Origin of the sequence: Pigmentibacter ruber (genome assembly GCF_009792895.1) — a bacterium.
Classification (GTDB): domain Bacteria; phylum Bdellovibrionota_B; class Oligoflexia; order Silvanigrellales; family Silvanigrellaceae; genus Silvanigrella; species Silvanigrella rubra.
Window position 1 is genome coordinate 482102 of record NZ_WSSC01000003.1, and the last position, 17120, is coordinate 499221.

The following is a 17120-nucleotide window of genomic DNA, read 5'->3' on the forward strand; positions in this document are numbered from 1 at the left end:
TTACCCCTTGTCTTTTCAAAGTACGGTTCAAGCAAGGGATTTACTTGTTGGGGAATAAATTTTGGCAATGTATATTTCATAAAAATGAAACCATTTTAATTTTTTTGTTTATTTTTTGGCAATGGCTCACATAAAATATTTAAAGTTCTCGCAAGAATTTCTTTCATTTCTTGTCTTTTGACAATTTTATCTAAAACACCATGCTCAAAACAAAATTCTGCTGTTTGAAAATTATCAGGTAACTTTTGTCTGATGATATTTTCAATTACTCTTCTCCCTGCAAAACCTATAGTTGATTTGGGTTCAGCGTAATTAATGTCACCAAGCATTGCGAAACTGGCAGCAACACCGCCTGTGGTTGGATCGCACATAATACTAATAAAAGGGAGACTTGCTTCGCGATGTAAGGCTATTGCAGCTGAAGTTTTTGCCATTTGCATTAAAGATAGTAACCCTTCTTGCATTCTAGCACCACCACTACTACTAACTAGAATAACAGGCATATTATTTCTTCTTGCTCTAGCAAACATTCGATTTATTCTTTCGCCGACAACCGAACCCATGCTTCCACCCATCCAAAAGAAATCAAGTACACCTAAAGCAACTGGTCTATTATTTAAAAGACCTGCTCCAGTTATTACGGCATCGTATTTAGATGTTTTTTTGATCATATTTTTTAGCCGATCTTTATAAGGACGGCCATCATCTGATTGTAACGGGTCATTACTGCATAATGTGTGATCCCATTCAAAAAAAGTATTATTGTCAATAAGAAGTTCAATACGCTGTTCGCCAGGTAACCGATGGTGATAGTTGCAAGTTGGACAAACAAGGTGGTTTTCTTCAAGATCTGATATAAGAACTATTTCTGAGCAGGAAGGACATTTTTCCCAGACCCCACTAGGTAATGATTTTTTTTCTGACACATCTTGAAGTTTTGCTGGTTCGCGCGATAGCCATCCCATGTTAAGTAACCTCCTCGACAGAATATGGTGGGTAGTCCATAACAAAGAGTAAGCATTTGGTCAAAACTCAATGGCACTTTTTGTGACTGAATGTTAACATAAAAAAGGTAATTTGCTTCCAATATAGGAATGAATTTAGTGATTAAGTTTTTAAAAAGATTACTATTGTTTGTTGTTGTGACGTTTGTAGCATTGAATGCTTTAGTTTTTTTTATTCTAAATAGTCAAACTATTCAGCATGCTATTGTTGAATATATTAATGTTAATTACTTAGAAAAGAGTAAGTTAAAGTTAAGCTTGGGTTTATTAAGTTTAAACTTTTTCTCTGGTTCACTTAATTTAAATGAAGTATATATAAAAGAAGTTAAAAGAAATATTGAAGCCCCAAATCAATTAGGTAATTTTAATTTTGGCTTGAATCAATTAACTATTTCTTTTGATATTTTAGCTTCTTATTTTCGAAGAACGCCTGTAATAAAAAAAATTACATTAAGAGGAGGTGGAATTCAATTAGGTTATGATGATAAAAATAAATTAATTCTACCAGATTTTCTTCAGTTTGAAGATGATAATGAGCCAATAAATATTCCAAAAATATTACAAGAAAATATTTCTAAAATTCCATTTTCAATTGAAGGAATTAATTTAAATTTTATTATAGGAAAAGAAACAAATAATAACTATCAAAAAGTTATACTTTCACATATTGAAATTGAAAAAGAATTTAATAAAAATGGAGTACCGGTTCTAAAAAATAATTTATTAATTACCGATACAACATTGGCTTTTCCTTTTTTAATTGATAAAGTATATATAAATCATTTAGAAAGTACCTTATTTGTAGGGATTGATGGAAGTGTTTATTCTGATAGTTTTGAATTTAAAAGTAATTTAGCAGAATTAATTACAGATATTAGAGGTCATTTATCAACAGATATAATGCATTCAACTTATATTGCAAATATCAAATCATTAAAATTAAATGCTAAAAATGTATTTCATTTGTTAGAAATGGAAGCTAAAGGTGAAGCGATTTTGTCTGGAGCGGTTGTTTCTGGAAAAACATTACTAGATGAACCTATTTTTGATGGAAGAGTGGATTGGAATCATTTTAAATTAATGCAATTTGATATTTATAATGGTAGTTCAGATTTGCATTTCAAAGATAGAAGTATTTTTTATTCGAATGCTAAAATAAAAACTTATAAAAACGGAAGTATATATTCTCAAGGACAATTTAAATTATTTGATTCATTTGAATTTGAAAATGAAGCACAAATTGAAAATTTAAGCTTTGCTGAATTATTAAATGGATTAGGTGCTTCTTTTACACCTGTTGATTTTGGTATTTATTCTGACAAAATGTTAGTAACTGGTAAAATTATTAGCCCAAATGAAAAAAAAGTTTTTGAATTAAATGCAAAAGGTTCTGGAAGTGCGAGAAATATGTTAGTAACAACTTTTACTGATAATAAAGAAAGGCCCCCACTTCCAACAATCGATTTTGATCTTGATTTAGGAGCTTCAGTTTTAGGTTTAATTCTAGATAATACACACGCTACTATTGCAAAGAAAGTTAATGATAACTCTGGTAGTGTTAAAATTACTAAAGCATTTATAGATTTTACCCCACCCAAAGGTATTTCAGCTAACGCTTCAATTTCTGGTAAAGGCTTAAATTTAAATATTTTAGATTATTTTTTAAAATTTAAAACTCAAGGTATTGGTGATTTTACCGGTATAATTAAAGTTGAATCAGGTTCAACAAATGTTGTATTTAATGGAACCGCAAATGCAAATAACGCTGAAATGTTTGGAGTTGAATTTAATAATTATGCTGGAGAGATAGGTTTAGATAATAATGGTATTTGGACAAAAAATGCTTTTGTAAATTTTAAAAATAAAATTACTAATGAAGATTCTATCTTAAAATTGAATTCAGTAAATGTAGAATATAAAAATCTAAATTCAAAAATAGAAGCGTCTGGTGAGAATTTAAATCTAAATTCTATTATTGAAGCAAATAAATTTTGGATTAAACCCATTTTTTATTCGACTAATGGGAAAATAAAGAAATTTTCTGCATCATTATCTGGTCTAATAATGCATCCATCTACATGGTCATTAAAGTTGAGTTCAAATATAGAAGATTTAGATTTTCTAAATGGTAAAGTAAATGATTCAAAAGTAATTTTAAATTGTAAAGTAGGTATTTGTGCAAATTCTGTTTTTCTACTTAATAATATACAAGATAAATCTCCTGATAAAAATTCACCTAGTAAAGGAGCTTCTTTTGCATTTTTTGAATTGAATAATTTTTCATTTGATTATTCAGGATTTAAAGGGAAAGTTAATAATTTTCCTATTTCAGTGTTCTCTACACCTGATAATAAATTATCAGGAAAATTAAATGCAAATCTTGAAATGGGTGGAAAATGGAATGAATTAGAAGGAAATTTTAAGTTATTAGCATCTGATTTTTCTATGAATAATAGTTGGTTTGGAGATATTAGTTTGTTAGGAAAACAGAAACTAGATAATAATTTTTCAATTGATTTTTCTCTTTATAATAATCAAATTCTTGGAAATTACTTGATCCCAAGAAATGTAGAACAAAACACTATATTATTTGTTAAGTTATCTAATTTTGACGCTACAAATCTATTATCTGATAATGTTAAAACTAATTATAATTTATTTTCACAATTTAATGGTTCTTTTAGTTTTCAGGGTCCAATGGGATTTGATCAATTTAAAAATAATAGTTGGTATCAAAAATGGACAGGAAAGGGAACGCTTGATTCTGGCCATGTACAAGTTGGAAGAATGCTGATGGATATCAATACAGCAAGTTTAATAAATTTTAATGGTAAAATTATTGATTTGAATGCATTTCAAATGACGGGACAAATTGGTAAGATTGAAATTGGTAATTCGAAATTTAATTTGGAAAATAAATATTTAAATACATCATTAAATATTGATGCTAATCTTAATAAAATTGATCAATTACACGATGATTTTGGCTCATCAGAAGGAAATCTTAAAGGACAGTTTATTTTAGACGGATATTTGTCTGACTTAACAACATCTGGTTCATTAGTGCTTGATGCAAAAACTTTATTTTTAAAGAATTATCAACCCGCATTTACAAATTTATTTGGAAAATTTGAATTTAATGGGAATAAATTAGAACTAAATTCATTTTATGCAGAAAAAGGTGCTGGTTATATAAGTGGTGCTGGAAGTATAGATTTTTCAAAATTATTCAGCGAAAATCCTCAACCTCCAGATTTATTTTTCAAATTATCAGCACAAAATGTAGATTTAAGAATACCTGTACCAATAATTCAATTAATTGATACTACTTTTGATGCTGGAATTTCAATTTCTGGCAACTCAATGCCGTACAATATTGCAGGGGATGTTACTATTAGTAAATTTCGTATTTTTAAAGATATTGGATGTGATGAAATAACTAAACAATTAAATTTACAGAATTCTAGTTTGAATACTACACAAGGAACATCCATTCCTATTGCAAATCTTAATATCAACCTTCAAGCTCTAAACTCATTAGTGGTACAAACGCAATGTGTTAGAGGTAAATTCTCTACTTCTCCAACTCTGCATATTGCTGGTGATACAACAAATCCAGTTTTAATTGGAAATTTAACAACTGATAGAGCAAATTTATTTTTGTTGAAAAGTAGATTTGAAGTTAAGCGAGCTGATTTTAATTTCATTGAACTTCAGAAATATGATCCAAATATTGACGTTCAAATGGAAGCAAGAGTCGCTTCTTATACAATTTTTGCCAATTTAAATGGAAGGTTTAGTCGACCCAAAATAGACTTAAGTATTATTCCTCCAAATTTACCAAACGGTGATAGAATGACAGAATTTGATATTATTTCAATTATATCAACTGGACAAATTCCAGCTCAAAGCTCAAGTGCAAACTTACTTTCTGCTTCCACAAATGTATTTTTTTCGTTTGGAGATAGTACTCCAGGTTTAGGAGTTTTAAATTCTACAGTAAATACAGTAACAGCAGGTCTTTTTGATAATGTTAATGTGGTTCCTACTTCGCAAAATGGGCAATACAGTTGGAGAGTAACAGCGAGTCGCTCCGTTGCAGAAAGATTTAATTTAGGTGTAAGCTACCAAGGACAATCTGGAGATGCAGGTGCTTCACCGTCATTTACAGCTGATTACTTTTTAAATGATGTTATTAGTTTGTTTAGTTCGTATTCTATTACAAACTCATCTACGTCCTCCACACAACAACAATCATTGAGTGATTACACTGGTGGGCTGAGGTTTAGATTTGGAAGTCAATAAGTTTATTAAAATAATTTTCTTTGTATTGTTTAGTTTTATTTCTTTTACAGTTTTTGGACAAATAAATAAGTATAGGTTGCTTGATCCATCAGTCGCTCCGCGATCTGTTGAACTGCACTTATTTGTCGATGGAAAAGAAGTGAATTTTTATTCAGATATACTTGTAACTTTGTCATCCGTACCATTAAGTGAGTTAGATGACGCTATTATTTCTGAGTTGATTGAAACAAAATTATATCAGAATGTAGAAGTTGAAAAATTTATTACAAAAAATAATGAAATTATTTTCATTACAAAAGCAACCACAATTAAAAGAATTCAAGAAATAATAATTAATGGTTTAAATTCTTCTGAATTATCAGAATACTTAAGAATTATTACTAGTCAAAGAGGGCAGCCTTTTAACGAATCTATATTAAATTCTGATGCAGAAAAAATTCGGAAAAATTTATATGAACATGGGTTTTTAAATGCTAAAATAATATCAACAAAAGTTAATGAAATCTCTAGTGATTATGTTCAGGTTGTATTTGATGTTGAAAAAAATAATCCTTGCCGTATAGATCAAGTGGTTATTGAAGATTCTTATGCAAATATATTAAATTTTATTACAGCGCCTATAGAAACTGGAACTCTTTGTGATTTAAAAGTAATTAAAGAAACTTTAGATTTGACTAAAGAAAATTATTTAGAACAAGGTTATTTGCAAGCTAAAGTTGATTTAAAAAATATTTCATATTCTGCAACTAAGGAAAGTGCTAAATTATCATTAGAGATTGATAAGGGCCCAAGAACTACATTTCAAATTTATGATCAAGAAACGGGCGTTTTATTGCAAGATTTTCTTCAATCAAAGCAAAGTTTAACTTATTCAGATATTATTTTGATGACAGATAGTGATTTAGTTTCTAATTTAACTACTTTTTATCAAAAAGAAGGTTATGCATTTCCTGTTGTATCAGAACCGGAAAGAGTAATTGATAGCAAAGGAAATACTGTTTTAAAATTTTTAGTAAAAAAAGGGCCATTAGTTAAAATTGGGAAAGTTACATTTATTGGACATTTACCACAAAGTGAAGATGACGTTCTAGAATATATTGGATTAAAAAAAACTTTCTTCTCAACTGGAATACCTTTTTCTAAAGATAATATAGGGACTTATCGTGATAAGCTGAAAAATCTCTATTTAGAAGAAGGATTTGCTGATGTTCAAGTCGCAGCCCCAGACTTTATTCCATCACAGGATAAGTCTGAAATGGATATCATTTTTCGTATTGATAGAGGTGCAAAATATATTTTAAATCAATTAATTTTGGAAGGGTTACCTCCAGATTTTAAAATTGATCAGGCAAAAATTAATTCAATTTTAGAATTAAACTCTGCTATAAGTACAATGAAAAGAAAAGCATTAGTTGATGAATATAGAAGACAATTATTGGTTAAAGGTTATCTTTATAATCAAATTTTAATTAATCAAGAAATTATTTCAAATCAGGTAGATATCAAAAAAGTAAATTTAAAATTAACGGTTTATCCTGGACAAGTAGTAAGAATTAGGAAGATATTTGTCGATAGTGATATAGTTGGAAAAGATAGTGCTATTATTTCTGCTTCTAATTTAGATTCAGGAGACATTTTTTCTCAAGATAGTTTTGATAACGCAAGAATTCGTTTACTTAAACATGATTTATTTTCATCAATTTATGTTGAAGCTTTAGATATTTCTGCACTTGAACGGAAAGAAACAAGAATAGACATTATTATTCATGCCAGATTAAAAACAGGTTTTTCTTTAGGATTATCACCTCAATATTCGACATTTCGTGGATATATATTTGCATTGGATTTTACTTTAAATAAACTAAATGATGATGGATTACGTTTTTTTTCTAATGCTTCTGTTTCACAAGAAAAGCAACAACAAACCTTTGCTTCAAGTGAAACGCAGCAAATATTAGGACGAAATATAAGTTTAGGTCTTTCCGAATCTTTGTTTAAATTGGGGCCAATAGTAACACCGATTGATATGAGTACAACATTTGGTTACCAAGTGGCAGCTGAAACTTTAACTAATAGAGAATATTATACTGCTACTTTGGCTGGTGATTGGAAACCGTCATATTTTGATTTGAATTGGAATTTTAGGCAGTCTTTAGTTTATGAAAAATCGCAATCTACGAGCTCAGAAAGTGCTATTGTGCAAACATTAGACAGTCCCTCTGTTACTGTAAAGGAACTTGTTTCAAGTTTAACTTTAGATACTAGAAATAATGAGGCTTGGCCCACTTCGGGATCTCTATTAAATTTTCAATATGGTTTTGCCCGATTTGGTTTGGGATCGCAGGTTCAATTCAATCGTTTTGGTTTTTCCTATGATACTTTTTTTCCAATATATAAAAAATTAAGCGCAGGAATTTCTTTAGGCGGTAAGTTTATTATAGATACCGTTAACGAAGATGGACAAACGGTAACACCTCCAGCTTCCAGACGTGCAACTTTAACAGAGTCAGCTTTAGTGAGAGGATTTCCAGAGACATATGGAAATACTGCCCCAGGACCGTTATTGTGGATTCATTATCAAAACAATGGAGTTGCAAATTGTAATACACAACTTGCTTCTCTTGGTGCAACAAACCTAATGTATTTAAAAGCTGAAACAAGATATAGATTTAATGACTTTTTCGGTATGGTTTTATTTGTAGATTCAGCAACAAATTATTTTACCCAGCAAGAAACAAATCAAATTAACTCAATTATAAACTCTAAAGTTGCTAGTGCTTTGCCTTCTAATAATCAATGCGTTCCTGATAATGCCGCATTAATAGCACCTAGTCCAGTACGTTTGCAAGACACTAATTTTTTAGAACAATATTGGCAACAAGCCTATATTTCAACAGGGATTGGCCTAAGAATGATTGTCGGTAATTACGTTACTATAAGATTAGATTATGGATATCCTTTAAAAGATCCTTCTTCGGACCCTGAGTGCGTAACCCCTGCACAAGCTTTATCTTCAAATACGCCACCTAAGTGTGTTAGTAGAATTCAAGATTCTTTTCTTACTGGCTATTTAAAGTTTAGAGGTGCTATCCACTTTAATGTAGGGGCACAATTTTAAATTATTGCTTTTATTTCCTATAAATTCTCGCTATGAAAAGGCTCTGAATTGAATTTGGAGATTCTATGATTAGTGACCAAAAAAATAAATATTTTAATCATTCTAGAATGTTGAAATTGGGCATTGATTTTCCCTTTTTAATTGCGCCAATGGTTGGTTTGTCGCATTTAGCATTTCGCGAGTTGATTCATTTTTATACTCCAAAAAATATTAATGTGCTACGATTTACTGAAATGCTTTCAACAAGAAGAATTCCAAATGAAAAATTGGATTCTACTAATGAACTTAGAACAGGTAGGAACGAAAGTTACTATATCCCGCAAATTTTAGGTAACGAAGAAAAATTTATAAAGCCTAGTATAGAAAAGTTATCTTTGAAAAACCCATGGGGATTTGACATAAATATGGGCTGCCCAGTTTCTCATACTTTAAAACATAATTGGGGTGTGAGACTCATGGGTGATAAAAAATATGCTTCTGATATTGTGAAAATTGTAAAGAACTCTACAGATAAACCAGTAAGTGTTAAACTTAGAGGAGGTGTTTCTGACGAAGAGAACTTTGATTATTTATTAGATTTTACAACTGAACTTCAAAATGCAGGTGCTGATTTTATCACTATTCATGCCAGAACTAGAGCACAAAAACATAGTGGTTCAGCGAATTGGGATTTGGTTGCAAAAGTAAGGAATAATTTAAATATTCCAGTTGTCGCAAATGGAGATATTCAGACAGCAGAAGACGCTTTGTATCTGCTAAATTCTTTAAAAATTGATGGAGCTATGATAGCGCGCGCAGCTGTAGCAAGACCTTGGATTATTTGGCAAATTGCTGAAATGCTAGGTAATGAAAATCCTCCAGACGCATTCATTGGGCAATTATCACCTAAGACACCAACAGAAGAAGGCAAAGAATATATAAATGCTTGTTTGTTACTTTTGAAAATTTTTCAAGAATACTTTGATGATGAAGAATATATTTTAGAAAAATTTCGTTTCTTTGTAGCAACAGGTGCACGTTGGTTCCAATTTGGGCATCATTTTTGGCGACTTTCAATGCGTAGTAAGTCTGTTGAAGAATTAGCTAGACAAATTCATGAATTTTCTCAAAACAGTGAAAATCCAATGAGTTATAGAATCAAAATGTTATAAAGTAGTCAAATTTAAAACACAATAAGCAGAATTTATCAAACCTCATGTATTAATTAATGACAAAATTTAATTATTGAGGTTTGTATGCGTAAAACAATACTATATCTATTAATATTTTCTTTGTTTCCTCTAATTCTAAAAGAGGAAGTATTTGCTGAAACAAATTATTTACCTCCTGACCCATTTTTGATTATTAGTGATAATAATGACTTATCTAATGCAGATGAAATAGCTAATAAAATTTCTCAATTACAAGAACAAAATAAAAAGATGCGATCAAAAGTTTTAACTTTGCAAGATTTACTCATTGCAAAATATAAAGATAGAATAGAACTTAAAGTAGAAGTAATATCAAAAAATAGTGAAAGAGAATTACCACAATTTGGCGTAATTGAACTATCAGCAACTATAAATAACATTTCACTAATACATTACAACAAACCAATTTTTTTTGATAAAAAAATATTTTTGCCAATATTTAGCGGTCCTCTACCATTAGGGACATATAAGATAAAAGTATATGGAATAGTTGGTCAGTTTAATAATAATTGGCCTTATGTATTGCCTCAAGGAAAATGGAAAGTCGAAAAAGAAATAGAAATTATAGGATCTTTAAGTTCCCCAATTCATGATATAAAAATTGTTTTAAGACAAAATAGTATAACAAAACTACCTGAACTAATAACTGAGGATGAAGAACAAAAAGGAAATTAATAATGAAAAAAATAATTAAAATATTCATTATTTTTTTTCTATTTAAATTAAATGCATTTTCAATTGAATTAAGTGATTCGGAAAAAAATATTTTTCAAGACAATGAAACTATAAGAGTAAAACAATGGAATTATATTCAGACAGTTAATACAAAACTAGAAATTCTGCGGAGCAGTATTTTAGGTATTTCTTATCTGTCAAATGTTTATGACCCAAATTCTAAACATTACAAAAAAGAAAAAACACCTCTTGGTTTAAGTAATGATCCTATTAGAGTTAAATTAAATTTAATTAAAGCACAAGATCACATGTATCTAGGAGACTACTTAGCAGCAATAGAAATAATTGAAAGAGAATTAAAAAACATTGACCCTAGAAATAGAAATTATATTTCATGGGCATATAAAATACTCTTTCAATCCAATAGAATTCTAAAAAATCATAATAAATCAACGGAAATATGTATAAAAATGCTTTATATTGGAGGTTCTGAAGAAAATCTATTTCCAGATAAGTTTAAATTAGCTTGTTCAAATGAATTTATTAATGAAGCAATGATTTTAAATAAAAATAAAGATTATGACAGTTTTAAAGAAAAACTTATAATATGGTCTAACTCCCCAATAGTAAAAAATGATTCTAAGTTTATGGTTTTGAGTTCAGCATATATTGCTTTATGTTATAGACAAATATATTCAGATAATTCATTTGCAATAAAATATTTGCAAGAAGCAATTAGTCATACAAAAGTAGGAAATAGTCTAATTGGCAGATCTTATCTTGTCCTAGCTTTACTTCTTTATGAAAAAGAGAGGAAAGAAGAAGCATTGTCGCTTATTCGATATCTTTCTGGTGATTTTAAAGGGTATGGTGAAAATGTAAAATATTTTGAAACAGATGAAACAACTAAAGTGCTTGCAAGAATTTGTTTAGCTAGATTTCATGCTTCTATGTTTAATTTACTTGCTTCAGAGAATTGGTATAGAGATGTGTTAGATGAAGAAAATGTTACTGGGTATAAAATAGATGTTCAAGAAAAATTAAAAGTTCAATTAGAATTTTCACATGTTTTATATTTACAAAAAAAATTCAAAGAAAGTGCCATTGAGTATAAAAAATCTATTGAGAAAATTTCTGGTGATCTAAATATAATTTTCGAAGATAATCCTCAGAATAGATCGAATAAAATGAGATTATCAAAATTTATTCTTGCAAAAATACTATCAAAAAAAGAAGTAAAAAATAATGATTCTAAATTATTATTACTAGAATTATATGGTGATGTATTAGCTGATTTGGAGTTTTTAGAAAAAATTAAGAAAAAAAATACAGATAGTAACAATGAACAGATAGAGAATATTCTCGCATTATCAAGTTTAGCTGAGGAATACGGTATTGAGACTAAACTTGTAACTACGGCGTCATCATTTAGAAGGGCGTATTATAATTTAGAAAATGAGTTAAAATACATTCGTTCTGATTTAGCAAATGCAATTAATGTGAATGACTTGGCCTATAGTGGAATTCTTGAGGCAAGAGCGATTTCTTCTTTAACAAAAGTTGATTCAATCCTTGATTCATTTAAAGAGCTTGTATTAAATTTAGATATTCTTGAATTTCAATTATGGGACAATGAAAAATCTGGAAATAAATTTGCAATTAACAATAGGTATGAACTACTGAAAAGGTTATCATCAATTAATGATGAGATTAGTAAATATAAATTAAAAAGAGAAATAGAAGATAAAGTTTTTTCTCCAAAATTCCCAAATTCATTAAAAATATTAAATAGCAATATAAATAACTTGAATGCTGAATTATCAGGGTTAAAATTTTTATTTACATTAAACAATAATAAAATACCTGAAAAAGTTCAGCTTGAAGATATTGAGATACTAGAAAAATCATTTGCAACGTATTCCGTCTATAAAATGGAAGAGGAACTTTTAAAAAATACGATTGAAGAAAGAATATTTCAAATTTCTAGGAGCTTAAAGCCAACAGCTAATTTACTATTTGAGAAAAAATTTTCTTCTTTAGATGATACCTTTAAATCAATATATTCATTGCACCAAAAAAATAAGGTAAGATCTTATTCAATCGGTGAAATTGAAATAGAAGAGGCAACTAGAAATACTTGGTTGAGCTTATTTGCAACTTTAAAACAATTGGAAATAGCAATAAATCAAGTAAAAGATAGAATTATTTATGAGAGAAAAGAAGTTTTAGAAATGATAAATGAAATAAATAATCACTTATTAAAAACAGAAAAAGAGAATGTAGATTTAAGTAAAAAAATTATAAGAGAGTATAATTCAATTTCTATTGAGTTAGCTAATTTACTTTTTCCACGAATAAAACAATTTAAAGATTACATTAACATTGCATTAGCTAACTATTCAGAAGAAAATGTTTCATTAGCAAAAGATAATAATGAGAAAATTAAAGAAGCAGCAGAACAAAGAGAAATTTGGATAGATACTTTGATAAAATCAGTGCAAATGGATTTAATGAGATGAATATTTTTAAATCATTTATAATTTTAAACATATTTTTATTTTTCCCAATAAAAGCAGAAGATTTATTTATTCCAAAGTTTAATGCAGAACCATTTTTATATACGCTCTCAGATGAGATAAATTTTAAAAATGACAGACAATTAAATAATATTTACCGTGATTTATTTGAATTACATTTTAATACTTGGAAGACAGAATTTCAAAGACATACTGAAGATATTAGAAAGAAATATAATAATTTAGATAATGAAAAAAAAGATGAAAATAATAAAATAATCGATGAAGAAATAAAAAATGAAATAATAAAATTAAACGAAGTTATAAATGAAAAAAATAATAATCAAACATATGCTGAAGCATGCTTTAAATTAGCATTATATTCGTATGTTAATAAACAGATTGATGCTGAAAAAGCCAGATTTTTAATTGATGATGGACTCAAAGAATTAAAAAATTATAAAGAAAATATTAAGCTATATATAAGAATGAATTTATTAGCAGGAGATCTTGCTTTAATATCCGAGAGATTTTTAGAAGCAAAAAATTACTACATAAGTATAATAACGAAAGAACTTGATAAAAGTGAATTTAGAGAAGAAATTATTCGAGCTTATATTGGCTTAGGTGATAGTGAATTTGAAACATTTCATTTTCAAGAAGCAAAAACCGCTTATTCTAAAGGATTAGATTTTAGTCAAAGCTTTATTGCATACTCTGAAAATAAATATTCTTTGTTACTAGCAGAAATAAAATTAAGATTAATTTGGTCTTCTTATAGAAATGCTGAATATGACTTGGCTTTCAACTTTACTCAAGAATTTGCACGAGAAAAGGGACAATACGAAAATTTAATTGCAAAAAAAGTCTTTGATGATGTAATTAGAGTTGGTGCGTTATCAATGTTTGAGTCAAAGAAAAAAGAAAATTATTTGAAGCTTTCTAAAGATAAATCAGCAGGAGATTTTGGAAAAAAGATAATAATAAGTTCCTTTTATTACTTCACTGCAGCAGGATATCCAAATGAAGTTGAAAACATTGCAAAGGAAATTGAAAGAGATTTTTTTTCTTCAAGGCTTTTGCCCGATTTTATTAAAAGTAGATTAGTAGCATTAGCAAAAGCTGAGAATTTAAATAAGTATAACGAACTAGCTTATTATGGAACTGCATTTATTGCAAAAGATTCATTATGGAAAAGTAGATTTAAATTATCCGAATCAGAAGAAGAAAATAGAAAAGAAATGATTGAAAATTTATCACTTCAAGCAGGTCAATATTATTTTAATCTTGGATTAGCAACAAAATCTAGAAGTGAATTTTTAAAGAGCGCACAAATTTATCATTCAAGAATAATTGAAAACTTTTCAGAAGATCTAAGAGGTGTATTATTTCAATCATATGGTAATGCTTTGTTTATGGCGAAGGATTATAATGAAGCTTGGCTAGCTACCGAAGAAAGTTTAAAGTACCCGTTGGATGAATTTAGTTTAAAACTTTCTTGGTTTCAATTAGTAAACATAGGTAAAGAACAGAGTTCTGAAGTTACAAATGTTAAATCGGTTGAATTTGAAAAATATGAAAAATCTGTTGATGGTTTTATAGCTCATTTTCCACTTTATTCAATTGCTAGAAATTTCTTATTTGAATTTGCTAAGCGTTGTGAAATACTTAGCGACTATGAAACTGCAAAAATTAAATATGAAAAAATTTTGTCCTTACCATCTTTAGAAAGTAATGAACAGGCACAAGAAGAAAAAGATAGAGTAAGTTTAAATTTGGCTAACTTACTAAAGAAAATGAATATAGAAAATTCCAGCATAACTGATGGAGCCGGTTCTTTAGAAAAAATAGCTAAAGAATATTCTGTTTCATCTCAAGTTATGTCTGTGGTTAAAATTACTAATTACGCATTAGCTATTGAATATGCAAAATTTATAAAAGAAAAAGGAGATCTTTTTAATTCTGCAAAATTTTTGGAATTATGGGGAAAAAATTATAATACAAATGACCATGCAGGTGAAGTTTTAGAGCAGTCAATAAAAGAATTCGCAATTCTCCAAAAATGGGAACAAGTGAATAATGTAGCTAGTTATTTCATCGCTAATAGAAAAGATGACATAAGAATTAATGAAATTATGTACTGGAAAGCAAGAGCTATTGATGCATTACTTCAGTTTTCAAGTGCTGCAAATTATTATATTATAAGTGCTAATAGTAAAAATACTTTTCCAGATATAAATTCAAAAATATTTGCTATAAAAAGAGCAATCGACATTCTGCAAATGGTAAAAGATGATGAAAAAATTCCCGAATTATTAGAAAAATTATCATTACTTGAAAAATTAAGTAATGAAAAGAACTCAAATTATGAAGAAACAGAAATGCAATCAGCATATAATTACTTGAAAGAAAAAAAATATCAAGTTGCTAGTAAAATCTTTAAAAATATCCTTAAAAGAAAAAACTTAAATAAATATTCTTTGATTAATGCAAATATAGGTTTATTAACATCGAATTTATATATTAATAATTCAAGGAATGCATCAGAAAATCAATTTGATAAATATATTAAAGAATATATTATGAAAATAGAAGATATTAAATCAAAAAATTTATATCTTAAAAAATCTATATTGGTACTAAATGATTTTGATTATTCTAATTTTTTAAGAGAAAATGAAAAAAACTTTGATGCATATAATTATCAAGCGGTAATTGCTATGGGAAAAAATAAAAAGTTTATAGAAAATAGAATTAAATACATAGAAAAATTGAATAATATTGATGATATTCTGACAAAAACTTATTTGACTTATGGAAAAATGAGTTTAAAATTAAGTGATTCATATGCTTTATTATATAAATTTCAAGACAAAAAAGATATGTACCTAGCTGAAACAGATAAATTAAGGAATGAAGGAAAAAAATATTTATATTTATCTCTTTCTTATGCAAAAGAAAATATAAATAGTGATGAAAATATTGAATTATCAGCTTTAATTTCAAGATTTGATAAGAGAAAATTTGCTGTAAACTTGTCTGCATCAATAGCTGATAAACAAAATTTCTTTGATATTTTAGAATATTTACCAAATTCTATGAGCTTAAATAGCAAAATAGAAATTGGGAGGTTAAAATGAAGATAAAAAATATTGTCTGTATATGTAATTTCTTAATTTTGACTTCCTGTGAAACAATTACAAATAATGAAGTTATACTTGATTCAGAATTATTAAATTTGCCAAATTATCAGACTTTTTTTTACTATCCTGAAACTACAACAAAGGAGCAGAGATTATCTGCAAGCAAAAAGTATATTCCTAATGAGGTTGTTGACTATCTGAATAGTAACAAAGAGTCTAGTTTTCTTGATATAGTTTCAAATAATCCTACTTTAAGTAAGGCAATACCTAGTACAATAGATGTGATTGCAAGTTCGTTAGCTGATATTAAAAGGGGTGATTATCAGAAAGCAATTGAAAAAAATAAAAATATATTAAATATTTTAGAACGCCAAAGAACAAAGACTCTTGATGAGGATTACTCTGTTTCACCATTTAGGGAAGCAATGTTAGTTCTATCTCTAGCGTATATGCAAGCAGGTGAAGAAAAGCAAACTTTGCTAATTTTAGAAAAATTAATTATCAATTCAAATAATTGGACCCCAGCTTATATAGCTTTAGGAGAATACTATTTTAGTAAAAAAGCCTATAAACTTGCTTATGATGTTGCGGTCAAAGGCATAGATAAATGTGCAAATGATTTGCTACATCTTTATATTTTGCAATTAAAATCCGAAAGAGAAATGGGTAATTTAATTTCAGCAAAACAAATTGTGAATCGTTTAAATACTTTGTTTCCAAAAGACAGCAATGTGTTACTTTGGCAAGGAATTATTTATCAAGATGATAAAGATTATTTATCAGCATGCACGTCATTCAAAAAAGCTTTTGAAGAAAATAGAAATAATCCGTATATCTCACACAATCACGCTTATTGTTTGATTCAAAGTGGGCAATATGATGAAGCTAGTGATGTACTAATGATTGCGATGACTAATTTTCCATCCATTCCTTTTCTTTATTATTTAAATGGATTTTTAGAAAATAAGAGAAAAAATTACTTATCTGCTTATAAGTCATGGGAGACATATCTAAGTATGATAGGAGAAAATGATCCAAATTTTAGAATTGTAAATTTTAAACTTACCCAAATGGAAAATGAGAATTTATTAGATTCATATCCAGAATTTTCTGGATTACCAGGGACATCTAATTGAAACTGATTGACTTTTTTAAATTTGATTTGTAAT

General features: G+C 28.1%; 8 protein-coding genes. 7 read left to right on the forward strand and 1 reads right to left on the reverse strand.

From position 1 onward, the window contains the following. Window positions 1–95 precede the first annotated feature (95 nt). Window positions 96–965, reverse strand: coding sequence for an acetyl-CoA carboxylase, carboxyltransferase subunit beta (accD, locus tag GOY08_RS11130; RefSeq protein ID WP_158998978.1), 870 nt, complete (start codon window positions 963–965; stop codon window positions 96–98). Between the two features lie 138 nt (window positions 966–1103). On the opposite strand from accD, the gene GOY08_RS11135 reads away from it, so the two are divergent. The 7 genes from GOY08_RS11135 to GOY08_RS11165 all read left to right on the forward strand — a co-directional run bounded on the left by GOY08_RS11135 (window position 1104) and on the right by GOY08_RS11165 (window position 17087). Further along, entirely contained in the window at window positions 1104–5309 is a 4206-nt protein-coding gene (locus GOY08_RS11135) for a translocation/assembly module TamB domain-containing protein (RefSeq protein ID WP_158998979.1), read from the forward strand. Continuing rightward, the gene (locus GOY08_RS11140; RefSeq protein ID WP_158998980.1) at window positions 5296–8427 is read left to right on the forward strand and encodes an outer membrane protein assembly factor; all 3132 of its coding nucleotides are present in this window, start codon (window positions 5296–5298) and stop codon (window positions 8425–8427) included. Before GOY08_RS11135 ends, GOY08_RS11140 begins: the two co-directional genes overlap by 14 nt. 65 nt (window positions 8428–8492) lie before the next feature. After that, complete coding sequence (locus GOY08_RS11145) at window positions 8493–9578, forward strand: tRNA dihydrouridine synthase (protein WP_158998981.1); 1086 nt, start codon at window positions 8493–8495, stop codon at window positions 9576–9578. A gap of 84 nt (window positions 9579–9662) precedes the next feature. Then, window positions 9663–10292: a hypothetical protein gene (locus GOY08_RS11150; protein WP_158998982.1), complete on the forward strand. Its 630-nt coding sequence runs from the start codon at window positions 9663–9665 to the stop codon at window positions 10290–10292. A 2-nt stretch (window positions 10293–10294) separates the two neighbouring features. Continuing rightward, window positions 10295–12811: a hypothetical protein gene (locus tag GOY08_RS11155; protein ID WP_158998983.1), complete on the forward strand. Its 2517-nt coding sequence runs from the start codon at window positions 10295–10297 to the stop codon at window positions 12809–12811. Continuing rightward, on the forward strand, window positions 12808–15948 hold the full coding sequence (locus GOY08_RS11160; RefSeq protein ID WP_158998984.1) for a hypothetical protein: 3141 nt from the start codon (window positions 12808–12810) through the stop codon (window positions 15946–15948). The genes GOY08_RS11155 and GOY08_RS11160 overlap by 4 nt, the downstream gene beginning before the upstream one ends. Next, window positions 15945–17087 carry a tetratricopeptide repeat protein gene (locus GOY08_RS11165; protein ID WP_158998985.1) on the forward strand — a complete coding sequence of 381 codons (1143 nt, stop codon included), beginning with the start codon at window positions 15945–15947 and terminating at the stop codon, window positions 17085–17087. Before GOY08_RS11160 ends, GOY08_RS11165 begins: the two co-directional genes overlap by 4 nt. Window positions 17088–17120 lie beyond the last annotated feature (33 nt).